This is a genomic window from Mesorhizobium sp. M0058, from assembly GCF_040323095.1.
In the GTDB taxonomy this organism is placed as follows: Bacteria; Pseudomonadota; Alphaproteobacteria; order Rhizobiales; family Rhizobiaceae; genus Mesorhizobium.
Map to the genome: position 1 here is coordinate 203,435 of NZ_JAMYUQ010000004.1, position 20,460 is coordinate 223,894.

The following is a 20,460-nucleotide window of genomic DNA, read 5'->3' on the forward strand; positions in this document are numbered from 1 at the left end:
TCATCTGAGATAGCCAGGAATGGCATGCCGCCGCCACTTGCCCAGGAGCCATGCTATCCTCGGATGAACTGTGGGGAAATCGAATGCCGAAACGAAGTGCAGGGCTGCTGATCCACCGGACAAGGGCCGGCATTCTCGAATTTCTGCTCGTCCATCCCGGCGGCCCGTTCTGGGCAAGGAAGGATGAAGGCGCTTGGTCGATCCCCAAGGGCCTCGTCGAGGACAATGAAGATGAGTTGGCCGCCGCCCGGCGCGAGGCTGGGGAAGAACTCGGAGTCAGCATCGAGGGTGATTTCGAGCCTGTCGGCAGCTATCGGCAAGCCGGCGGCAAGATCGTCATCGCCTGGAGTGTCGAAGCCGATTTCGATCCCGATGCCGTTAAAAGCAACATGTTCACGATGGAATGGCCGCCCAGGTCAGGCGTGACGAGGGAATTTCCCGAAATCGACAGGGCCGGCTGGTTTTCCTTCGCGGAGGCCAGCCTCAAGATCCTCGGCGGTCAGCGCGCCATCCTCGATGATTTCATGGAGCATCGCAAGGCCGGCTGAGGCTCTTGCCCTACGAGTACCCCACCCTAACCCTCCCCACAAGGGGGAGGGAATGCTGCCGCATGCAGCTTTTGCTGTGAACCTGGACGGTTGCGGAGGTCAGCACCCACCGAGTCTCCCTCCCCTTTCTGGCGCAGCGTCTGCCGTAGTGGCGGCATTGCCGCCCGAATGATGCTTGCGCAAGGCGGCGAGGAAGCCGGCACGGGCATCGGGCTGTTCGATGCCGCGCGGCTCGTAGACATGGCGGGTGAAAAAGAAACCGGTCAGATGGAAGGCGTCCTCGAGTGCCGCGTGGTCCGCCCGCAAGCCGGAGCCGCGCTGCAGGAAGGCCGGCAGCGCCAGCATCTTGTCGCGCCACGGCGCACCGGCGGCTCGCGACACCGCACGGCCGGATTTCGGCGAGACATAGGCCAGATCCTGCCTGGCGCCGGTCGCCGCGCACTGGCTGAGATCGAGGCCGAAGCCGAGTTCGTCGAGGATGAGCAGTTCGAAGCGCGCCACCAGTTCGCCGGCGGCATCCGAATCGTCCAGATGGGCGATCATCACGGCAAGCGTCTCATACAGGCCGCCATGGGCGTCGCGCTCGGGCAGGAGTCTGAGATGCGCGGCCATGGTCTGCAGGCCGTAGACGGCGACTGCGCTGTCCATCAACCGGGCGGCATTCATCTCGATCGCCTCGGCCTGGAAGGTGCCGAGATGCTCGTCGAGGCGTGCCCGCCACAAAAGGTCGACCCGGTTGCCGGGCTGCAGCACCGGCTGCTGCTTGCGCGAGCGCCCGCCGCGCACCAGGCCGAGATGGCGGCCATGCGCACGCGTCATTACCTCGAGAATGGCGCTGGTTTCGCCATGCTTCCGGGTGCCGAGTATGATTCCCTCGTCGCGCCATTCCATGGCAGGAGCTTGTCACCGGTTGCATGGCGAAATCAAGATTTTGGCGCACCGCGTGCGATCTGTGCTGACATTGGATCTCCGCACATCGTCAAAAGGCTCCGATCACGCGAATTTCCGGTGATCGGCCAGGACGTCGTCGATGACGCGGCGCGATCGCTCGGCTTCGGCTTGGTTGGCGTCGTGTCCGGCAACGGTGATCAGCGCCTTCCACAGCGTCCAGCCGCGGCCGCGCGCCCAGGTCGCTTCATCGACGTCGATGGCGGCACGGAACGCCTCCCGGCTCTCGCCCTGGAAGAACGTCCAGGCGATCGCCAGGTCGCAAGAGGGATCGCCGATCCCGGAGGTGCCGAAGTCGATGACGGCGCTCAAACGGCCGTTTTGGACCAGAAGGTTGCCCCAAGCGACGTCTCCGTGGAACCAGACGGGCGACCCTTGCCAGGTGGCGGCAAGGGCCGCATACCAGACAGCGGTGGCCGCCTGGGTGTCGATCTGCCCCTCCAGCGCCTGGAGTGCTTCCCTTGTCTGGTTGTCATACACGCTTGGCGATCCGCCGCGGAAGAAATTGTGCTGGCCCGCGGGCGGCCCGCCCGCCGGATCGATCCGCCGGAGCGCAATGAGGAACTTGGCCAGATCGACCGCGAACTGTCGGCGATCGGCGATTTCGGCGGTCTTGGCTGTTTCGCCGTCGATCCAGCGGTAGACGGACCATTGCCAGGGGTAGTCCTCCCCAGGCTCGCCCATCGCCAGTGGAACCGGGATCGGCAGCGGCAGAAGCGGCGCCAGCCTGGGCAGCCAGCGGTGCTCTTTTTCGACCTGCAAGGCATATGGTGCGGCACTCGGCAGCCGCACAGTCATATCATTGCCGAGGTGGAAGGTTCGGTTGTCCCAGCCGCCAAACGCCACCGGCCTCACCGGCAGATGCCGCCATTGCGGAAATTGCGCGGCGATCAACCGGCGCACGAGATCGGTATGGATGGTCGGTTTTGGATCAGGCATGTCATCGTCTCAAACTGCCGGGCGGCATTTCCAGACGATGAAGCTCAATGGGGAAACTCAAGCCCCATCTCGCGGTAGCGCTCGGGGTCGTCGCCCCAGTTTTCACGCACTTTGACGAACAAGAACAGGTGCACTTTCTGCTCGAGAATGCCAGCTATTTCCATGCGCGCCGACTGGCCGATGGCACGGATGGTCTCGCCCTTGTGGCCGAGCACGATCTTCTTCTGGCTGTCGCGCTCGACATAGATGGTCTGGTCGATGCGCACCGAGCCGTCCGGTTTCTCTTCCCATTTCTCGGTCTCGATATGCGAGGAATAGGGCAACTCCTGATGCAGCCGCAGATACAGCTTCTCGCGGGTGATCTCGGCGGCCAGCTGGCGCATCGGCAGGTCCGAGATCTGGTCTTCCGGATAGTACCAGGGGCCGACCGGCAGAGCTTGCGCGAGATAGTCGAGCAAATCCTTGCAGCCGGAGCCGGTCAGCGCCGAGACCATGAAGGTGCGCTTGAACGGCACCTTTTCGTTTGCTGCCGCAGCCAGGGCCAGCAGCGCCTCGTGCTTGACCCGGTCGACCTTGTTGAGGATCAGCACCATCGGCTGGCGGACGTCCTTCAGCCGCTCGAGGATGGCGTCGGCGTCACCCCTGATGCCGCGCTCGGCATCGATCAGCAGCAGCACGATATCGGCGTCCTTGGCGCCACCCCAGGCGGTGGTCACCATCGCGGTGTCGAGCCGGCGCTTCGGCTTGAAGATGCCGGGCGTATCGACAAAGACGATCTGCGCGTTGTCATGCGTGGCGATGCCGCGCACGATGGCGCGGGTGGTCTGCACCTTGTGGGTGACGATCGACACCTTGGCGCCGACCAGTTGGTTGACCAGCGTCGACTTGCCGGCATTGGGCGCCCCAATCAGGGCAACGAAGCCGGAATGCGTGGGCTCCGCTGCCGGAGGGAGATCTTCGCTGCCGGTCATGCCGCACTCCCTTGGTTGGCCCAGATGCCCTCGCGCATAAGAAACGCCGATGCCGCCGCTTCTTCGGCTGCGCGGCGAGAGCCGCCCGTGCCGCTTGCCGGCGCAAACCCGCCGACTTTCACGGACACCGTGAAAACCGGTTGATGTTCAGGTCCCTCGCGTTTCTCGATCGCGTATTCGGGCCTGACATCGCTGGTCTTGGCGAGCCATTCCTGCAGGTCGGATTTCGGATTGGGCGGCTTGGCCACCACCTTTTGCGAGCGCGGCTCCCAGTAGCGCAGGACGAATTGCCTTGCGGCATCGAGGCCGCCGTCGATATAGACCGCCGCGATCAGCGCCTCGACCGCATCCGCCAGATAGTTTCCGCCCGAGCCACGCGAGCGCGCCTTCAAGGCAGCGTCGGCCCGAACCAGATCTTCGAGCTGCATTTCAATGCCGATCTCGGAGCATGTCCGCGCATCGACCAGGGCATTGAAGCGCGGGGCGATTTCACCTTCCGGCGCTTCAGGAAACTTTTCGAAAAGCAGGTCGGCAACGATCAGGCCGAGCACGCGGTCGCCAAGGAATTCGAGGCGCTGGTTGTTGCTGCTTGCCTTGACCGCACTGGAATGGGTCAGCGCGGTCTCGAGCAAACGGACATCCCGGAAGGAATGGCCGGTTTTGGCTGTCACCAAATCGGCCAGAGTTTCACCCGTCGGGCGCTTCAAAGCCATCAATTCACGAAATGGAACAGGCGCGACAGGCGCACCAGCGACGGCCATTTCCAGATCTCGAGCGGGCTCGCCTTCCCGGCGATCGAGAAGAAGACGATGTTGGCGCGGCCGACAAGGTTCTCCGCCGGCACGTAGCCGACGCTGAGGCGGCTGTCGGAGGAGTTGTCGCGGTTGTCGCCCATCATGAAATAGTTGCCGGGGGGCACGACGAACTCGCGGGTGTTGTCGGTGATCGAATTCGGTGTCAGGTCGAGCGTGTCGTAGCTGACGCCGTTGGGCAGGGTCTCGCGATAGACGTCGACCGGCTCAGGCACTTCCGTGATATCAGGATTTTGGATCTGGCCGGTTTTCACACGAGGCACGCCCTGGCCGTTGATGAACAATTGGCCGTCCTTCATCTGGATCTTGTCGCCGGGCAGGCCGACGACGCGCTTGATGTAGTCGAGCGACGGATCCGGCGGGAACTTGAAGACCACCACGTCGCCGCGCTTCGGATCGGAACCCCAGATGCGGCCGGAAAAGATGTCGGGGCCGAATGGCAGCGAATAACGCGAGAAGCCATAGGACCATTTGGTGACGAACAGATAGTCGCCTTCGAGCAAGGTCGGCCGCATAGAGCCGGACGGGATCGAGAAGGGCTGGAACAGCAAGGTGCGGATGACCATCGCCAGCAGCAAAGCCTGGATGATGACGCTGACGATTTCGCCAAGCCCGCCGGATTTCTTCTCGGATTTTTCAGCCACGCTCATGTCGTCCTCGATTGTGCGTTGGATGGTATAGAGTCTCGGCGCGCGCTGGGCAACGTCAAGTCGGCTTTAGATAGCGGTCGTCTGATGCAATCAATGTGGCGCTTGTTCGGCGGGCAACGCCTCGATGATCACAAAGGCTTGAGCAAGCGGGAAATCATCGGTGATTGTGAGGTGGATCGCCGCTCTGTGCCCCTGTGGCAGGATTTTGGCCAGCCGTGCCGCCGCTCCCCCGGTCAGCGCCATCGTCGGCGCGCCGCTGGGCAGGTTGGCGACCCCCATGTCGCGCCAGAACACGCCCTGCGCCAGGCCGGTGCCAAGCGCCTTGGCGCAGGCCTCCTTGGCGGCGAAGCGCTTGGCATAGGAGGCTGCGCGGCCCTTGCGGCCTTCCGAGCGGACCTGTTCGACCTCGGTGTAGATGCGCTGGATGAAGCGCTGACCATGCCGTTCCAGCGACTTTTCGATGCGTCTGATGTCGATCAGGTCGCTGCCGATGCCGATGATCATTCCGCCGGAACTTCCCGTCCGCGGTGCTCGGCCTTATGCGCCCGCTCTGCCATGCGCTTCCTGCGCTGCTCGCGAAAGGCTGTCATCCCCCAGCGGGTGATACCGTAGAAGATCAGCCCGAAGATCAGGCCGAGCGGCACAGCGCCGATCAGCATCGGCTCGAGCACCGGATGCCACAGTTTTGCAAACGACAGCGTGTGCATCATCTCACCAAGATGCGCAGGCGGTCCGTTCTTGGGCAGGCGTTCATGCAGGATCAGCTTGCCGACTTCCCAGGACGCTCCCCACAGCAGCGGGAAAGTCAGCGGATTGCCGAAGAATACCGCGCCGAGGGCGGCGGCCACCAGATTGCCGGCGACCACCCAGCAGAGCACGGCGGCGACGGCGAAATGGAAGCCGAGCGGAAAGAAGGAGGCGAAAACGCCGGCCGCGACGCCGGCCGCGACCGCATGCGGTGTCGCCTTCAGCCGCAGGATGCGCTTGGAGAAATATTGCAACGAGCGCGAAAACGAGCGGCGCGGCCACAGATAGGTACGCACCCGCTCCAGAATGCCATCAGGCTTTCGGCGTCGAAAAAGCACTCTGTTCCAGTTCCCGGTTCGTCACGCCCAAATTGCAACCATCCCTGGCCGGGCGCGGTCGCTCCATCTTGCGCTTCGAGGGCGCAGAAAGGCAACAACGACTTTGATATAGCGACTGCCTTGCGGCGGAACAATGAAACGCCGCCGCGATGGTCTGCCGCAGGCGGGTAACAAGAGCGCCATTGGGGCGAAACTGAGGACAACACAACATCCAAGCGAGACTTTCATGACGACGATCAGGCCTGCCCGGGAAGACGACGCCGAGGCGGATAGACTATTCCCGATATTCGCTGACTTCGACCAAATTGCTGTCCGGGTCGCGGAAATAGACCGACATCATCGTGCCGCGGGCGTCGGTGCGCTCGACCGGGCCGACTTCGATGGCAACGCCATTGGCTTCGAGACTGGCGCAAATCTCGGCAAGCGGCCTTGCGGCGACCAGGCAGAAATCGCCGGAGCCAGGCATCGGCGTCTTGGCTTTCGGTTCAAAAGTGTGCGTTGCCTGATGCAGATTGATCTTCTGCGATCCGAACAGCAACGCCGTCGGCCGCTCCGGCTCGTCGAGGCGCTTCAGGCCAAGCACCCGCTGGTAGAAGGCGCAGCTGTCCTCCACCGAGCGGACCGTCAGCACGAAATGATCGATGCCGGCGATCATTGTGATGTCCCCTAGATGTTGCGGCTTCCTGGCTTAACGGCGGGAATGGCGGCAAGTTCCGGCGGCAGGCGGTCGGCGGGATAGGCCGGGACCTCGTATTCGGCAAGCGCGATCAGCGGCACGCCGACATTGGTCTTGCCGGCCGAGCGGTCGATGATGCAGGCCGCCGCCACGACCTCGGCGCCAATCGCGCGCAGGCAGTCGATGGTTTCGCGGATCGAAAGACCAGTGGTGACGATGTCCTCGACGATGACGACGCGCGAGCCGGCAGCGATCTCAAAGCGGCGCAGCCTGAACTCGCCGCCTTCGCGCTCCACCCAGATTGCAGGCACACCGAGATGGCGCGACGTCTCATAGGCCGGGATCAGGCCGCCGATCGCCGGGCCGACGACGTAGTCGATCTTGCCCGGCACCGCCTTTTGAATCTTCTCGGCCAGCGCCTTGCAAAGCCGCTCGGTCTTGTCGGCATGCATGAAGACGCGCGCCTTCTGCAAGAAGACCGGGCTGCGCAGGCCGGACGTCAGGATGAAATGCCCCTCCAGAACAGCGCCCGCCTCGCGGAAAATGCCCAGCACCTCGTCGGTATTCATAACTCGCCCCATGTCCATGGTGAATGGTGAAATGGTGAATGGTGAATGGTAGTGAGAGCGCCTTCTTTCACTATTCACTATTCACTATTCACTATTCACCCATTCACACGCCGCGCATCGCTGACGCTCGAATTATCCTTGAGCTGCGACAGCAGCCGGTTGAGGTGCTTCAGATCCCAGACTTCGAGATCGATCAGCATTTCGGTGAAGTCGGGCGCGGTGCGCACCATCGACAGCGTATGAATGTTGGCGTCGTTGGAGGCAACGACCTGGGCGATATCGGCGAGCGAGCCCGGCGCGTTGATGGCGGTGACCGAGACGCGCGCCGGAAAGCGCTCCTTGGTCTGCTCGTCAATGTCCCAGCGCACGTCGATCCAGCGCTCCGGCTGGTCGTCGAAGGCCTGCAGCGCCGGCGACTGGATGGGATAGATGGTGATGCCGGTGCCCGGCTGGACAATGCCGACGATGCGGTCGCCAGGCACGGCCCCTTCCGGCGCGAAACGCACCGGCAGGTCGCCGCGCACGCCGCGGATCGGTACCGCGCCATCGCGCGGCTGGTCCTTGTCCTTGCGCGCGGCTCGGGTGCCGGGCATCTGGAACAGCATGCCGGCGGCGTTGCGGATCTTCGACCAGCCCTCCTCGCGCTGCTTGGGGGCGCTGACGGTGACGCGCTCGTCCTTGTAGTCTGGGAAGACGGCCTTCATGACGTCGGTCGAGGCAAGTTCGCCGCGCCCGACCGAGGCCAGCACATCCTCGATGTCCTTGCGCGCCAGCCGGTGCAGCACCGGCTTCAGGCTTTCCTTGGTGAAGGTCTTGCCGGCGCGTTCGAAGGCGCGCTCGAGAATGCGGGCACCAAGACCTGAATATTGCTTGCGAATGGCGTTCTTGGTGGCGCGGCGGATGGCTGAGCGCGCCTTGCCGGTGACCACCACCGACTCCCACGCCGCCGGCGGCACTTGCGCCTTGGAGCGGATGATCTCGACCTCGTCGCCGTTCTTCAGTTCCGTCATCAGCGGCATGATGCGGCCGTTGACCTTGGCACCGACGCAGGTGTCGCCGACATCGGTGTGCACGGCATAGGCGAAGTCGATGGGCGTGGCGCCGCGCGGCAGCGCAATCAGCATGCCTTTCGGCGTGAAGCAGAATACCTGGTCCTGGAACAGCTCCAGCTTGGTATTTTCGAGGAAGTCTTCCGGGTTGTCGCCTTCTGCCAGTTGCTCGATGGTGCGCCGCAGCCAGGCATAGGCGTTGGTCTCCTTCGAGATCGCATGGGCGGCGCCGTTCGTCTTGCCGCCGGTGTCCTTGTAGATCGAATGGGCGGCGACGCCATATTCGGCGATCTTGTTCATCTCGCGGGTGCGGATCTGCAGTTCGACGCGCTGGCGCGACGGGCCGACAATGGTGGTGTGGATCGAACGGTAGTCGTTCTGCTTGGGCGTAGAAATGTAATCCTTGAAGCGGCCAGGCACCATCGACCATGTGGTGTGGATGGCGCCGAGCGCGCGGTAACAGTCTTCGACGCTGTCGACGACGACGCGGAAGCCGAAGATGTCCGAGAGCTGCTCGAAGGACAGCGCCTTGGCCTCCATTTTGCGGAACACCGACCAAGGCTTCTTCTGCCGGCTCTTCACCCCGGCATTGATGGCATGCTTCTCGAACAGCGCCGACAGCGCCTTTTCAATGTCGGTCAGTACACCCTTGTTGCGCTCGAATATCTCGGCGAGCCGCGCGGTGACGGCGCGGTAGGCTTCCGGATTGATGAAGCGGAAGGCGATCTCTTCCAGTTCCTCACGCATGCCTTGCATGCCCATGCGCCCGGCCAGCGGCGCGTAGATGTCCATCGTCTCCTCGGCGATGCGCAGGCGCTTGGCCTCGGGCATGTGGTCGAGGGTGCGCATGTTGTGCAAACGGTCGGCGAGCTTGACCAGCAGAACGCGGACATCCTCCGAGATGGCCAGCAACAGCTTGCGCAGGTTTTCTGCCTGCTCGGCCTTCTTGGAGACGAGATCGAGCTTCTTCAGCTTGGTTAGGCCTTCGACCAGCTTGCCCATTTCGGGGCCGAACAGATCGTCAATCTCGGCCCTCGTCGCGGTGGTGTCCTCGATCGTGTCGTGCAGCAAGGCGACAGCGATCGTCGCCTCATCCATGTGCATTTCGGTGAGGATGGCGGCGACTTCGAGCGGATGCGAGAAATAGGGATCGCCGGAAGCGCGCTTCTGGTGGCCATGCTTCTGCATGGCGTAGACATAGGCCTTGTTGAGCAACGCCTCATTGACGTCAGGCTTGTAGCGCGCAACGCGCTCGACAAGCTCATACTGACGCATCATGGGCGGGTTCTCACGGTGCTGAAATGATTGATGCGCCGCACTGATGTACGGCGCATCTCATAGATAGCCACGAAACACACGGGACGGAAGTGCCGGAACCATATTCCCGGCAGGTCCAGGGCAGCGATTAGTAGTCGTCGCTCTTTTCCGGGGGAACCAGGCCCTCGATGCCGGCCAAAAGGTCTTCCTCGGTCATGCGATCGAAGGTGACGTTTTCTTCCGCGTCGTCGGCGTCGGTAGCTGCAACTGCGTTGCCGGTCTGGTCGGCGATCGCCTCGCCATCGGCCTCGGGCTCGTCAACCTCGACATGCTTCTGCAGCGAGTGGATCAGATCTTCCTTGAGGTCGTCGGGCGACAGCGTCTCGTCGGCGATCTCGCGCAGCGCCACGACCGGGTTCTTGTCGTTGTCGCGCGGCACGGTGATCGGCGCGCCCTGGCTGATCTGGCGGGCGCGATGGCCGGCAAGCAGCACGAGCTCGAAGCGGTTGTCGACCTTGTCGATGCAGTCTTCAACGGTTACGCGGGCCATTGATTGCCCCTTTCATGCCTGGATTTGATGGAAAACAGGCGCGGTCCATAACCCGAACGCCGCCAAAATACAAGCATAATGGCGCTGTGGCCTCGTGGGCTGGCGGATGCCAGTTTCTGGGCGCCGGTGAATGCCTTGCCGGCGAAGCCCGCCTACCGGCGACGACACGGCTCCGATCACAATTGCTTGCAGTGCGCCCCGGCACCCTTGGATTGCCGTAAAACTGGCGCTATCTCGGTTGACGATAGGTCAGCCGGTTTATTTACGAGCCGAGCGATATAACGACCCATTTCGATAAGTCCGCCACCTATTTCGAAAAAGGAATATTGCCATGTTCGACCCCCGTGAAAAAATCGCTCTATTCATAGACGGCGCCAATCTCTACGCCACCTCGCGCGCACTCGGCTTCGACATAGACTACCGCAAACTGCTGTCCAGCTTCCAGAAGCGCGGCTATTTGCTGCGGGCCTATTACTACACCGCTCTGGTCGAGGATCAGGAATACTCTTCGATCCGTCCCTTGATCGACTGGCTCGACTATAATGGCTTCAAGGTGGTGACCAAGCCGGCCAAGGAGTTCACCGACTCGACCGGCCGCCGCAAGATCAAGGGCAATATGGACATCGAACTGACCGTCGATGCGCTCGAACTTGCCGATGTTGTCGACCACTATGTCATCTTCTCCGGCGACGGCGACTTCCGCACACTGGTCGAAGCGCTGCAGCGGCGCGGCCGCAAGGTCTCGATCGTCTCCACCATGGCCTCGCAACCACCGATGATCTCGGACGATCTGCGCCGCCAGGCCGACCATTTCATCGATTTGACCTCGCTGAAGAACGAGGTCGGCCGCGATCCCTCCGAACGGCCGGTGCGCAGGCCCGAGCCGGCCGAAGTCGAAGAGGAAGACTATTGACGGCGGCGGCCTTGGACGCCGCTCCCGAACCCGACCGCGACTGCCCGCTCTGCCCGCGCCTGCATGATTTCATCGCAGACTGGCGGCAGCGCGAGCCGTCGTGGTTCAATGCGCCGGTGCCGACTTTCCTGCCGCCTGATGGCGAGGACGCCGTCGAGCTGCTGATCGTCGGGCTGGCGCCCGGCCTGCGCGGCGCCAACCGCACCGGGCGACCGTTCACCGGCGACTATGCCGGCGACCTGCTCTACTCAACGATGATCGCTCACGGTCTTGCCCGCGGCGAGTTCAAGGCGCGGCCGGATGACGGGTTGCAGCTGGTCGGCACCGCGATCACCAATGCGGTGCGCTGCGTGCCGCCGGAGAACAAGCCGGTCGGCGCCGAGATCGCCACTTGCCGCAGCTTCCTGGTGCCGACGATTGCACGCTTTCCAAAATTGCGCGCCGTGCTGGCGCTCGGTTCGATTGCGCACCAGTCGACGGTCCGGGCACTGGGCGGGCGTGTCGCCGCCTATCCGTTCAAGCACGGCGGTCAGTTGCCGGCCGGCGGCGTCACGCTGTTTTCCAGCTACCACTGCTCGCGCTATAACACCAACACCGGTGTGCTGACGGAAGCGATGTTCGTTAGGGTATTCAGCGACATCGCGGAATTCCTGAAAAAATAGCCGCGCCTTTCAGAACCCCTCCAGCACGATCTTGCCCTTGGCCTTGCCGGTCTCGATCAGCGCATGGGCGCGCTTCAGATTGGCGGCGTTGATAGTGCCCAACGTTTCGCCCAGCGTGGTGCGGATGATGCCGGCGTCGACAAGCCGCGCCAGTTCGTTGAGATGCTCGCCCTGCGCGGCCATATCAGGCGTTTCATACAGCGAGCGGGTGAACATCAGCTCCCAGTGGACCGAGACGCTCTTGCGCTTGAACGGATTGATATCGAGTGTCTGAGGATCGTCGATCAACCCGAAACGGCCCTGCGGCGCGATCAGTTCGACGATCTCAGCCAGGTGTTTGTCGGTGTTGGTGGTCGAGAACACAAAGGCCGGCGCGCCGATGCCGAGCGCTGCAACCTGGGCGGCGAGCGGCCTGGAATGATCGACGACATGATGGGCGCCAAGGCCGAGCACCCAGTCGCGGGTTTCGGGCCGCGATGCGGTCGCAATCACGGTCATATCGGTAAGCTGGCGCGCAAGCTGGACCGCGATCGAGCCGACGCCGCCGGCGCCGCCGATGATCAGGATGGCGTTTGTGGCGCCCGCGACAGGCTTCTTCACGTCAAGGCGGTCGAACAGCGCCTCGGAGGCGGTGATCGCCGTCAGCGGCAGCGCCGCCGCCTCGGCATAGTGGAGCGCGCTCGGCTTGCGGCCAACAAGGCGCTCGTCGACAAGGTGGAACTCGGCATTGGTGCCTTGCGGTGCCAGCGCACCGGAAGACGTCGTCTCCGGCCTTGAACAGGCTGGCGTCCGAACCCGTGGAGACGACGCGGCCGGCAGCGTCCCAACCAAGCACCCGCCAGCTTCCGGCTTCGGGTTTAGCGCTTTTGCGAATCTTGGTGTCGACCGGATTGACCGAGACCGCCTTCACCTCGACCAGCAATTGACGGCCTTTCGGCTCCGGCTTGGGAAGGTCGATATCGACGAGGGACGCCTCATCGGTGATGGGGGCTGGGATTTGATAGCCGACGGCGCGCATTCTGGTTTCTCCGCAATTGCTGTTGAGCGTTGTGTAGGGCAGAGATGCGGTTTATGTTCGCAAAGCGCAAGAATGCGCATATAAAGCACATAGTGTCGAAAAGGATACCGTCATGCCGCGCATTCGCCATGAGCGATTCGATTGCAGCCCCGGCTGCACCGTTGAGGGCACGCTGCGCTATATCGACGGAAAGTGGAAAGGCGTGGTGCTCTACCATCTGTTGGAAGGCACAATGCGTTTCAACGAGATCCGCCGGCGCATTCCAAACTGTACACAGCGCATGCTGACCAACCAGCTTCGCGAGATGGAGACGGACGGGCTCATCTCCCGCAAGGTCTATGCGCAGGTGCCGCCGAAGGTGGAATACAGCCTGACGCCGCGCGGCCGAAGCCTGGAGCCGGTGATCACCGCCCTGAAAGTCTGGGGCGATGCCAATGTGACGCTGGCGCCGGAGGTTTCTCAGGCCGCCTGATCTCAGGCCCCCGTCTCACACCGGCAGCAGCGCGTCCGGCTTAACGTCCGATATCGACGCATAGGTGTGCGTTTCCCTGACACCCGGCAACGGCAGGATCACGCGCTTCAAAAAATCCTGGTATGCAGCCATTTCCGAAATGCGCGCCTTCACCAGATAGTCGAAGCCGCCGACGACCATATGGCATTCCAGCACTTCTGGAGCTTTCGCCACCGCTTCGGCAAAACGGTCGAAAACATGCGGCGCCGCCTGGTCGAGCCTGACTTCGATGAAGACAAGCGTGCCACGGCCGATCTTTTGCGGATTGAGGACGGCTCTCACTGCAGTGATGAAACCGTCACGGAAAAGACGCTTCACGCGCTGGCTGGTGCCGGTCGGCGACAGGCCGACGCGGGCGGCGAGATCAAGCGTGGTGCGACGCCCATCCTCCTGCAGCAACCGAAGCAGGCTGCGGTCGATGGCATCAAGCTGATCGGATTCATGATTCACGTTTGCAGCGCCCATATCGCGTGACTTTCACTTCCATATTGCGAAAACAGCATATTTTGACGCACCATTTTCGACAATAGGCTGCGTTTTCAACGAAAGCCGTCTGGAGGAAGTACCCTTCCGCTGGCAGGATCGAGCGGGACAAGAATGCACGTGACAGAGGACCGAAACACGAAGCCGGCAATCCTTGCTGGCCTGGCCATGATCGGCATCTACGCCGTGCAGTTCGTCGCCGCCCGCTTCAGCCTGCGGGAACATCTGACCGCGACCGATTTGGCAACGTTGCGCTTTGCCGGCGCCGGCATGGTCATGCTGCTGGTCGCCTGGAGAAACGGCCGGGCGACTGGCAAGGCATTGGGCTGGAGGCGTGCCTTGACGCTGGCGGCACTGGCCGGACTGCCCTACCCTATCATCATCAATTGGGGACTGACCTATGCGCCGGCAGCGCATGGTGCCGCACTTTGCCCTGCCTCGATCGTGTTCTTCTCATTCGTGCTGTCGCGCATCGCCACGAGGGAGAAAACCTCGCGCCAGCGAACCATCGGCGTCGCAGCCATCATCGCCGGGCTGATCCTGTTCATTGCACCCGTGCGCACTGGCGGCGGCATGAAGGATGTCCTCTTCGGCGATCTTCTGTTCGTCGGATCCGGCGCGATGTTTGCCGCCTATGCCGTTCTCGTGCGGCGCTGGCGCGTCGATCCGGTTGCGGCGACCGCAACGGTGGTGCTGCTGTCATGCGTGCCGCTGCCGTTGCTCTATTTCTTTGCCCCAAGCGGCCTCCGCGCGGCATCAGTGGCCGAGATTGCCAGCCAGATCGTCATTCAAGGGTTTTTGGCAGGTGCGGCCGCCATGTTCCTGTACACCTATATCGTCCGGCAGCTGGGGTCGCAGGCGGCATCGCTGTTCATGCCATGCGTGCCGATCGCAACCGTGCTGATCGCGATGACGGTGCTCGGCGAGACGCCGACCGGCGCCCAGTTCGCCGCCGTACTGATCATGGCCGCGGGGATGGCTTTTTCGGCTCTTTCCAGGCCTGTTCCCAAGCCTGCGTAAGACTGCGGATGCCAAACTCAAGGCCAGATGATTCGTTCAAGGCGATGGAGGCTTTTGCGAAGAGAGCGATGCGGGCGCAGCAAATAGCTCGGCCAGCGTTTGCTGCCCACCCTGCAGGACGTTGAGATCGACATCGCCCTCGATCCCGTCGACACGGCCCATATTGTGGTACTGCCAGTAAATCCAGCCGTCCTCGCTCGGCTTGAACGCCAGCGAGCGCAGCCAGCGCTGCCGCACAGCCATCTGTCCGGCATAGGCGTCCTCAGCCTCGTCGGTCAGGTAGATGATCGCCGGCTTGCCGAACGCAGCTTCAACCGGTCCGAGGAAGGCCTGGAGTTCCGCGCTCAGCTGTTCCGGCGACGGGCGTTGCGGGCAGTTGCCGCCGAATTCGATGTCGACGACCGGTGGCAGCAGCGGCTGGTCGTGCGGCACCACCGCGATGAAATTTTTCGCCTGGTCGGCGCCCGGCCGGCAGAAGGTGAAGAAGTGATAGGCGCCGACGGCGAGGCCGGCCGCGCGCGCCTCGCGCAGATTCTTGGCGAAGGCATCGTCGACATGGTTGCCGCCCTCGGTCGCCTTGATGACGGCGAAGGCGACGTCATCGGCGGCAACGCGCCGCCAGTCGATCTCACCCTGATGATGGGAAACGTCGATACCCCTGACCGGATAGCTGTCACGATCCGGCGAGAACGTCCGGAAATAGAAGATGCCACCTGCGGCGACGATGCCGGCGAAGACCAGACTGGCCGCACCCCAGAGAATGATCCGGTTCTTCAAGCCTTTCCCCATCGTATGTCGCTGGAAACTTGAAAGCCGATGTGGCTTTTCTGGGGCTGTGGCTCGAGGTTCTTAGCCCCGTTCCTTCATGAGCCGGCCCTTTTCGCGCGACCAGTCGCGCTGCTTTTCGCTCTCGCGCTTGTCGTGCAGTTTCTTGCCGCGGCCGACGGCGAGCAGCAGCTTGGCACGGCCCTGGTCGTTGAAGTAGATTTTCAGCGGCACCAGCGTCATGCCTTCGCGGTCGATGCTCTGCGCCAGTTTTGCCATCTCGCGCTTGTTGAGCAGCAGCTTGCGGCGCCGCCTGGGCTCGTGGTTGAAGCGGTTGGCCTGCAGATATTCCGGCAGATAGGAGTTGATCAGCCAGATCTCGCCGCCCTCGACCGAGGCGTAGCTGTCCTGGATGTTGGCCTGACCCTGGCGCAACGACTTGACCTCGGTGCCGGTCAGCACAAGGCCGGCCTCGACGGTGTCGAGCACCTCATAGGAAAACCGCGCCTTGCGGTTTTCCGCAACGGTCTTGTTGTTGGGATCGGCTTTTCTGACCTGGTTCATGATGCGGAGAGGTGGCGCCTCATCCTTAATTTATCAAGCCGGCGTGTTTCATCGCCGCATCGATCTTCTCGGCGGTCGACGCCTCGATGGTCACCAGCGGCGAGCGCACCACGTTCTCGACCTTGCCAATTTTCGACAGCGCGTATTTGACGCCGCACAGGCCGGGCTCAAGGAAGATGGCCTTGTGCAGCGGCAGCAGACGGTCCTGCAATTCCAGCGCCTTGGCGCTGTCACCGGACAGTGTGGCTTCCTGGAATTCGGCGCACAGCCGCGGCGCGACATTCGACGTCACCGAGATGCAGCCGACGCCGCCATGGGCGTTGAAGCCGAGCGCCGAGGCATCCTCCCCTGAAAGCTGGATGAAATCCTTGCCGCAGGTGGCGCGCTGTTCGGACACGCGCTCGACCTTGCCGGTGGCATCCTTGACGCCGACGATGTTCTTGAAGTCGTGCGCCAGCCTGCCCATCGTCTCCGGCATCATGTCGATCACCGAGCGCGGCGGGATGTTGTAAATGATGATCGGCAGCTTGGTCGCCCTGGCGACGGCAGCGAAATGCTCGTACAAGCCGCGCTGTGTTGGCTTGTTGTAATAAGGCGTGACGACCAGAGCGGCGTCGGCGCCCGCCTGCTCGGCGTACTGCACCAGACCGACCGCTTCAGCGGTGTTGTTGGAGCCGGCGCCGGCGACGACCGGAGCGCGGCCCTTGGCCACATCGATGCAGACCTTGACGACATGGCGATGCTCGTCATGCGACAGCGTCGGCGACTCACCGGTGGTGCCGACCGGGACGAGGCCCGTCGTGCCCTCGCCAAGTTGCCATTCGACGAAAGCGCGAAAGGCTTTCTCGTCGAAACGTCCGCTCTTTTCGAACGGCGTCACGAGCGCAGTAAGCGAGCCTCTCAGCATGTCGTCCAACTCCTTGGAACTTGTTTGTTTATGCGTATCATCGTCCCAAAACCGGTTCCCGCTTTTGGGCGACATGCATCGGGCGCCTTCTAGCCGAAAGCGAAGCCGCGCACCATAGTCTCGACACTGTTGCGCGGCAAGCATGCCGATGGTGCCAGCAAGCGCAATTCGAACGGCCTCGATAACCCTTTGTTTACGAGCTCTTCACGACCTAAGTCTAGGCTCTCGGGCACCTGGGCTTGCCATCTAAAGTGCCGCAACAGGGAAAGATCAGGATCATGCCGGCCAGTCGGCCACTCCGCTTCATATTGCTTGGCGCCGTTGCCCTGCTGATAGTGGGAACGGCGGCAAACGAGAGCGTCGACGAGCAGACGACCTCATCGATCCCGATGCCTGACATGCAAGATGGAGCGCAGACCGATGCGCCCTCCGCCAATATCGCCGTGTTGAAAGGCAGTCTCGACGCGTTGGCGACCGGCGATATCGCCGCGGCACGAGCGGTGCGCGAAACATTGCCGGCCAGTTCGCTGGACCGCCATATCCTGGCCTGGGCGATCGCGCTCTATGGCGGCGACCGTGTGCCGAGCAGCGAGATTGCCGATACCGCAAAGATGTTGCCGAATTGGCCGGGCACCATCGCTCTGCGCAAGAACAGCGAGCGCGCGCTCTACCGCGAAAGCCCGTCGCCGCAGACCGTGGTGAAAGCCTTTGACGGCAGCCAACCGCTGACCTTTCAAGGCGTGGTCATCCTTGCCCGTTCTTATGTAGCTCTTGGCAACACCAAGGCTGCGCTTTCCGTGCTGTCGCCATTCTGGCGCACCGAGAAGCTGGAAGCCAGGGACGAGGCGGCCGTCAGCAAGGAGTTTGGCGCCATCATTCCGGCTGCCGACCATCGTTTCCGCATGGAACGGATGTTTTATGCCGACCGGGAGAATTCGGCACTGCGGGTCGCAGCACTTGCCGGCGCGCAACCGCTGGCCGATGCCTGGGCCGCCGCCTCGCGTGGCGACAAGAACGCGGCCAAGCTGTTGAAAGCGGTGCCTGCCGCGCAGCAATCGGCCGGCTATTTCTTCGCGCAAGCCGAATATCTGCGCAAGCAGCGGAAGTTTGCGGACGCCGCCGCGGTGATGATGAAAGCGCCAACGAACCGCGACGCGCTGGTCGATCCCGATGCCTGGTGGGTCGAGCGCCGCGTGCTGTCGCGCGCACTGGTCGACCAGGGCGACTGGAAGACCGCCTACAAGGTCGTTGCCGCGCATGCCGCCGAAAGCCCCGCCAGCGCCGCCGAGGCCGAATTCCACGCCGGCTGGTATGCGTTGCGCGGCCTCAACGATCCTGCGACGGCCTCGACCCATTTTGCCCGCATCGCCGATCTCGCGCAGGGACCGATGTCGCTGTCACGCGCCTATTATTGGCTTGGCCGCGCGGCGGAAGTCGGCGGTCCAGGCGATGCGAAGGATTATTTCACCAAGGCGGCGGCCTATGGCACCACTTTCTACGGCCAGTTGGCGGCGGAACGGGTTGGCTTGCACACGCTGAACATTGTCTATCCCGAGCCAAGCACTGCCGACCGCCAAAGCTTTGACGGCCGCGAAGCCGTCAGCGCCATCAAGCGGCTGCAGGAGGCGGGCTACGACCGCTATGCCGAGACGCTTTACCGCGACCTCGCCGGGCAGTTGACCAGCCCCGGCGAGCTGGCGCTGCTTGCGGTGCTGGCGGAAAAGCAGGGCAATCATTTCATGGCGCTGAAGATCGGCAAGATCGCCGGCGCGCGCGGCATCGATGTCGGCGCGCTGTCGCATCCGCTGGGCGTCATTCCCGACACCGCCGACATATCCGGCTCGGGCAAGGCGCTGGCCTATGCGATCGCCCGCCAGGAAAGCGAATTCAATGTCGGCGCCGTCTCCAGCGCCGGCGCGCGCGGCCTGCTGCAGCTGATGCCGGGCACCGCCAAGCAATTGGCGAAGAAGGCCGGCGTGACCTTCTCGCAGGATCGGCTGACCAGCGACGCCGGCTACAATGCGACGTTGGGGGCTGCCTTCCTCGGCGAGCAGCTCGACCGCTTCGGCGGCTCCTATGTGCTGACCTTCGCCGGCTACAATGCCGGCCCCAACCGGGCCAGGCAATGGGTGGCCAAGTACGGCGACCCGCGCGGCAATGGCATCGACGCCGTCGTCGACTGGATCGAGCGGATTCCCTACACGGAAACAAGAAGTTACGTGCAGCGCGTGATGGAGAATTACGAGGTCTACAAGATGCGTATTTCGGGGAAGTACGATATCGTTGGGGATTTGGTGAACGGAAGGGGCTGAGGCGGCAGAGCTGTCGCCATGGGCAAACGTTGGGGATCCTTCGCGCCCCCCTCTGGCCTGCCGGCCATCTCCCCCACGAGTGGGGAGATCAGCTTCGTTGCCGATTTCGCCAATCTCCAACGTCGAAGGAAGGGCGTAGCGCCGGAACCGCCAATCTCCCCCCTCGTGGGGGAGATGTCCAGCAGGACAGAGGGGGGCGCTGTCCCTCCGACATTTCCAAGAGTGTCAGCTTGCCGACAACCCTCGATTTGACCGCTCCCACCCTCGCCTGTAGCAGACGGAGACAATCCGGCCAGGGAGTCCTTTTAATATGTCGAGCACCGACGGCTTCTCCGACTTTTTCTACACCGCGCCGGACGGGCTCAAGCTTCACGCCCGCGTCTATGGCGAGACCAATTCGGCAGACTGGCAGGTCGTTTGCCTGCCCGGCCTGACCCGCAACGCGCGCGATTTCCATGAGCTGGCGCTTTATCTGTCGCAGCGAACCGACAATCCGCGCAAGGTCATCGCCTTCGACTACCGTGGCCGCGGCCAGTCCGCTTACGATCCTGATATCGGCCACTACAATGTCGGCATCGAAGCCGGCGATGTCCTCGCCGGACTGGCCGCTCTGAACGTCGAGGAAGCGGCCTTTATCGGCACCTCGCGCGGCGGGCTGATCATCCACGTGCTCGGCGCGCTGCGGCCGGCCGCGCTGAAAGCCATCGTGCTGAACGACATCGGACCGGTGATCGAGGCCGCGGGGCTCGCCTATATCCAAACCTATCTCGACCCGGCACCGAAACCGAAGAGCCGCGCTGAGGCGATCGATGCCCAACGCGTCGCTCACGGCGCGGATTTTCCCGCTCTGACCGCAGCGGATTGGGAGCGGATGGTGTCGGCCCTCTACCGCGAGACGGACGAAAGCCTCCTGCTGCCGGATTTCGACACGCAGCTGGTCGAGACGGTGGCGGGCCTCGACCTCAGCAAGCCGTTGCCGGATCTGTGGCCGCAGTTCGAGGCGCTGGCGGCCATACCTTTGCTTGCCATTCGCGGCGCCAACTCGAAACTCCTGTCGGCCGACACACTCGACGAGATGCAAAAGCGTCATTCCGGCATGGAAGCGATCACCGTCGAGGGCCAGGGCCATGCGCCCTTCCTGGAGACAGGCAATCTGCCGGGCGCTATCGCGGCTTTCCTGGATGGAGTACCAAATGCGGCCCAGAAAAAGTAAACCCCAAGATCAAAGATGATCCTGGGGTTGCCGAGGCA

Annotated in this window: 22 protein-coding genes and 1 pseudogene; 7 read left to right on the top strand and 16 right to left on the bottom strand. The window is 62.9% G+C overall.

Features of this window, described 5'->3' with window-relative positions; translation table 11 throughout:
* The first annotated feature begins 83 nt into the window (after nucleotides 1-83).
* Nucleotides 84-548, top strand: coding sequence for an NUDIX hydrolase (locus tag NKJ75_RS08495; RefSeq protein ID WP_023687287.1), 465 nt, complete (start codon nucleotides 84-86; stop codon nucleotides 546-548).
* 99 nt (nucleotides 549-647) lie between these two features.
* Here NKJ75_RS08495 and recO read toward each other — a convergent pair whose 3' ends face one another.
* The 11 genes from recO to rpoZ all read right to left on the bottom strand — a co-directional run bounded on the left by recO (nucleotide 648) and on the right by rpoZ (nucleotide 10,054).
* The gene (gene recO, locus NKJ75_RS08500; RefSeq protein ID WP_023692858.1) at nucleotides 648-1,439 is read right to left on the bottom strand and encodes a DNA repair protein RecO; all 792 of its coding nucleotides are present in this window, start codon (nucleotides 1,437-1,439) and stop codon (nucleotides 648-650) included.
* A 102-nt stretch (nucleotides 1,440-1,541) separates the two neighbouring features.
* Nucleotides 1,542-2,435 (bottom strand): aminoglycoside phosphotransferase family protein, encoded by an 894-nt coding sequence (locus tag NKJ75_RS08505; RefSeq protein WP_023835277.1) that lies wholly within the window; start codon nucleotides 2,433-2,435, stop codon nucleotides 1,542-1,544.
* A gap of 44 nt (nucleotides 2,436-2,479) precedes the next feature.
* Nucleotides 2,480-3,406: a GTPase Era gene (gene era / locus NKJ75_RS08510; RefSeq protein ID WP_023747463.1), complete on the bottom strand. Its 927-nt coding sequence runs from the start codon at nucleotides 3,404-3,406 to the stop codon at nucleotides 2,480-2,482.
* Nucleotides 3,403-4,119: a ribonuclease III gene (rnc, locus tag NKJ75_RS08515; RefSeq protein WP_023670242.1), complete on the bottom strand. Its 717-nt coding sequence runs from the start codon at nucleotides 4,117-4,119 to the stop codon at nucleotides 3,403-3,405. The genes era and rnc overlap by 4 nt, the downstream gene beginning before the upstream one ends.
* Complete coding sequence (lepB, locus tag NKJ75_RS08520) at nucleotides 4,119-4,868, bottom strand: signal peptidase I (RefSeq protein ID WP_023670241.1); 750 nt, start codon at nucleotides 4,866-4,868, stop codon at nucleotides 4,119-4,121. Before lepB ends, rnc begins: the two co-directional genes overlap by 1 nt.
* A 90-nt stretch (nucleotides 4,869-4,958) precedes the next feature.
* Nucleotides 4,959-5,372, bottom strand: coding sequence for a holo-ACP synthase (acpS, locus tag NKJ75_RS08525; RefSeq protein WP_023670240.1), 414 nt, complete (start codon nucleotides 5,370-5,372; stop codon nucleotides 4,959-4,961).
* Nucleotides 5,369-5,953, bottom strand: a complete 585-nt coding sequence (locus tag NKJ75_RS08530) for a DUF2062 domain-containing protein (RefSeq protein ID WP_023709783.1) — start codon at nucleotides 5,951-5,953, stop codon at nucleotides 5,369-5,371. Before NKJ75_RS08530 ends, acpS begins: the two co-directional genes overlap by 4 nt.
* Before the next feature lie 274 nt (nucleotides 5,954-6,227).
* Nucleotides 6,228-6,608 (bottom strand): VOC family protein, encoded by a 381-nt coding sequence (locus NKJ75_RS08535; RefSeq protein WP_352499558.1) that lies wholly within the window; start codon nucleotides 6,606-6,608, stop codon nucleotides 6,228-6,230.
* Between the two features lie 11 nt (nucleotides 6,609-6,619).
* A complete protein-coding gene (gene pyrE, locus NKJ75_RS08540) occupies nucleotides 6,620-7,198 on the bottom strand; it encodes an orotate phosphoribosyltransferase (protein ID WP_023754778.1) in 579 nt (192 codons plus the stop codon).
* A gap of 95 nt (nucleotides 7,199-7,293) precedes the next feature.
* Nucleotides 7,294-9,525, bottom strand: a complete 2,232-nt coding sequence (locus NKJ75_RS08545) for a RelA/SpoT family protein (protein ID WP_023670236.1) — start codon at nucleotides 9,523-9,525, stop codon at nucleotides 7,294-7,296.
* 127 nt (nucleotides 9,526-9,652) lie between these two features.
* Nucleotides 9,653-10,054: a DNA-directed RNA polymerase subunit omega gene (gene rpoZ / locus NKJ75_RS08550; protein ID WP_023670235.1), complete on the bottom strand. Its 402-nt coding sequence runs from the start codon at nucleotides 10,052-10,054 to the stop codon at nucleotides 9,653-9,655.
* A 331-nt stretch (nucleotides 10,055-10,385) separates the two neighbouring features.
* Here rpoZ and NKJ75_RS08555 point away from each other — a divergent pair, with 331 nt between their 5' ends.
* A complete protein-coding gene (locus tag NKJ75_RS08555) occupies nucleotides 10,386-10,967 on the top strand; it encodes a LabA-like NYN domain-containing protein (RefSeq protein ID WP_023670234.1) in 582 nt (193 codons plus the stop codon).
* A complete protein-coding gene (locus NKJ75_RS08560; protein ID WP_023832475.1) occupies nucleotides 10,964-11,629 on the top strand; it encodes a uracil-DNA glycosylase in 666 nt (221 codons plus the stop codon). The genes NKJ75_RS08555 and NKJ75_RS08560 overlap by 4 nt, the downstream gene beginning before the upstream one ends.
* Nucleotides 11,630-11,638: 9 nt before the next feature.
* On the opposite strand, the pseudogene NKJ75_RS08565 reads toward NKJ75_RS08560, so the two are convergent.
* Nucleotides 11,639-12,647: pseudogene (locus NKJ75_RS08565) on the bottom strand (zinc-binding alcohol dehydrogenase family protein).
* Nucleotides 12,648-12,759: 112 nt separating this feature from the next.
* On the opposite strand from NKJ75_RS08565, the gene NKJ75_RS08570 reads away from it, so the two are divergent.
* On the top strand, nucleotides 12,760-13,119 hold the full coding sequence (locus NKJ75_RS08570; RefSeq protein ID WP_023832474.1) for a winged helix-turn-helix transcriptional regulator: 360 nt from the start codon (nucleotides 12,760-12,762) through the stop codon (nucleotides 13,117-13,119).
* A 15-nt stretch (nucleotides 13,120-13,134) separates the two neighbouring features.
* Here the strand turns inward: NKJ75_RS08570 and NKJ75_RS08575 are convergent, their stop codons facing one another.
* A complete protein-coding gene (locus tag NKJ75_RS08575; protein WP_023727560.1) occupies nucleotides 13,135-13,608 on the bottom strand; it encodes an Lrp/AsnC family transcriptional regulator in 474 nt (157 codons plus the stop codon).
* 153 nt (nucleotides 13,609-13,761) lie between these two features.
* Here NKJ75_RS08575 and NKJ75_RS08580 point away from each other — a divergent pair, with 153 nt between their 5' ends.
* The gene (locus NKJ75_RS08580; RefSeq protein WP_245266202.1) at nucleotides 13,762-14,661 is read left to right on the top strand and encodes a DMT family transporter; all 900 of its coding nucleotides are present in this window, start codon (nucleotides 13,762-13,764) and stop codon (nucleotides 14,659-14,661) included.
* A gap of 36 nt (nucleotides 14,662-14,697) precedes the next feature.
* Here NKJ75_RS08580 and NKJ75_RS08585 read toward each other — a convergent pair whose 3' ends face one another.
* From NKJ75_RS08585 to dapA, 3 genes are all read right to left on the bottom strand, one after another.
* Nucleotides 14,698-15,438, bottom strand: coding sequence for a glycoside hydrolase family 25 protein (locus NKJ75_RS08585; RefSeq protein WP_023832472.1), 741 nt, complete (start codon nucleotides 15,436-15,438; stop codon nucleotides 14,698-14,700).
* A 72-nt stretch (nucleotides 15,439-15,510) separates the two neighbouring features.
* Nucleotides 15,511-15,990, bottom strand: coding sequence for an SsrA-binding protein SmpB (gene smpB / locus NKJ75_RS08590; protein ID WP_023687280.1), 480 nt, complete (start codon nucleotides 15,988-15,990; stop codon nucleotides 15,511-15,513).
* A gap of 25 nt (nucleotides 15,991-16,015) precedes the next feature.
* Entirely contained in the window at nucleotides 16,016-16,897 is an 882-nt protein-coding gene (dapA, locus tag NKJ75_RS08595; protein ID WP_023832471.1) for a 4-hydroxy-tetrahydrodipicolinate synthase, read from the bottom strand.
* Nucleotides 16,898-17,175: 278 nt separating this feature from the next.
* Here dapA and NKJ75_RS08600 point away from each other — a divergent pair, with 278 nt between their 5' ends.
* Nucleotides 17,176-19,209, top strand: a complete 2,034-nt coding sequence (locus tag NKJ75_RS08600) for a lytic transglycosylase domain-containing protein (RefSeq protein ID WP_023743757.1) — start codon at nucleotides 17,176-17,178, stop codon at nucleotides 19,207-19,209.
* Between the two features lie 310 nt (nucleotides 19,210-19,519).
* A complete protein-coding gene (locus NKJ75_RS08605) occupies nucleotides 19,520-20,422 on the top strand; it encodes an alpha/beta fold hydrolase (RefSeq protein ID WP_023743756.1) in 903 nt (300 codons plus the stop codon).
* Nucleotides 20,423-20,460 lie beyond the last annotated feature (38 nt).

What these genes read in the sequence shown, in the direction of transcription:
- NKJ75_RS08545 (WP_023670236.1), bottom strand. Translation starts at nt 9,525, where the DNA reads ATGATGCGTCAGTATGAGCTTGTCGAGCGCGTTGCGCGCTACAAGCCT.
- NKJ75_RS08535 (WP_352499558.1), bottom strand. Translation starts at nt 6,608, where the DNA reads ATGATCGCCGGCATCGATCATTTCGTGCTGACGGTCCGCTCGGTGGAG.
- rnc (WP_023670242.1), bottom strand. Translation starts at nt 4,119, where the DNA reads ATGGCTTTGAAGCGCCCGACGGGTGAAACTCTGGCCGATTTGGTGACA.
- NKJ75_RS08570 (WP_023832474.1), top strand. Translation starts at nt 12,760, where the DNA reads ATGCCGCGCATTCGCCATGAGCGATTCGATTGCAGCCCCGGCTGCACC.
- NKJ75_RS08555 (WP_023670234.1), top strand. Translation starts at nt 10,386, where the DNA reads ATGTTCGACCCCCGTGAAAAAATCGCTCTATTCATAGACGGCGCCAAT.
- NKJ75_RS08505 (WP_023835277.1), bottom strand. Translation starts at nt 2,435, where the DNA reads ATGCCTGATCCAAAACCGACCATCCATACCGATCTCGTGCGCCGGTTG.
- NKJ75_RS08605 (WP_023743756.1), top strand. Translation starts at nt 19,520, where the DNA reads ATGTCGAGCACCGACGGCTTCTCCGACTTTTTCTACACCGCGCCGGAC.
- NKJ75_RS08495 (WP_023687287.1), top strand. Translation starts at nt 84, where the DNA reads ATGCCGAAACGAAGTGCAGGGCTGCTGATCCACCGGACAAGGGCCGGC.
- lepB (WP_023670241.1), bottom strand. Translation starts at nt 4,868, where the DNA reads ATGAGCGTGGCTGAAAAATCCGAGAAGAAATCCGGCGGGCTTGGCGAA.
- NKJ75_RS08600 (WP_023743757.1), top strand. Translation starts at nt 17,176, where the DNA reads ATGCCGGCCAGTCGGCCACTCCGCTTCATATTGCTTGGCGCCGTTGCC.
- smpB (WP_023687280.1), bottom strand. Translation starts at nt 15,990, where the DNA reads ATGAACCAGGTCAGAAAAGCCGATCCCAACAACAAGACCGTTGCGGAA.
- acpS (WP_023670240.1), bottom strand. Translation starts at nt 5,372, where the DNA reads ATGATCATCGGCATCGGCAGCGACCTGATCGACATCAGACGCATCGAA.
- recO (WP_023692858.1), bottom strand. Translation starts at nt 1,439, where the DNA reads ATGGAATGGCGCGACGAGGGAATCATACTCGGCACCCGGAAGCATGGC.
- era (WP_023747463.1), bottom strand. Translation starts at nt 3,406, where the DNA reads ATGACCGGCAGCGAAGATCTCCCTCCGGCAGCGGAGCCCACGCATTCC.
- rpoZ (WP_023670235.1), bottom strand. Translation starts at nt 10,054, where the DNA reads ATGGCCCGCGTAACCGTTGAAGACTGCATCGACAAGGTCGACAACCGC.
- dapA (WP_023832471.1), bottom strand. Translation starts at nt 16,897, where the DNA reads ATGCTGAGAGGCTCGCTTACTGCGCTCGTGACGCCGTTCGAAAAGAGC.
- pyrE (WP_023754778.1), bottom strand. Translation starts at nt 7,198, where the DNA reads ATGAATACCGACGAGGTGCTGGGCATTTTCCGCGAGGCGGGCGCTGTT.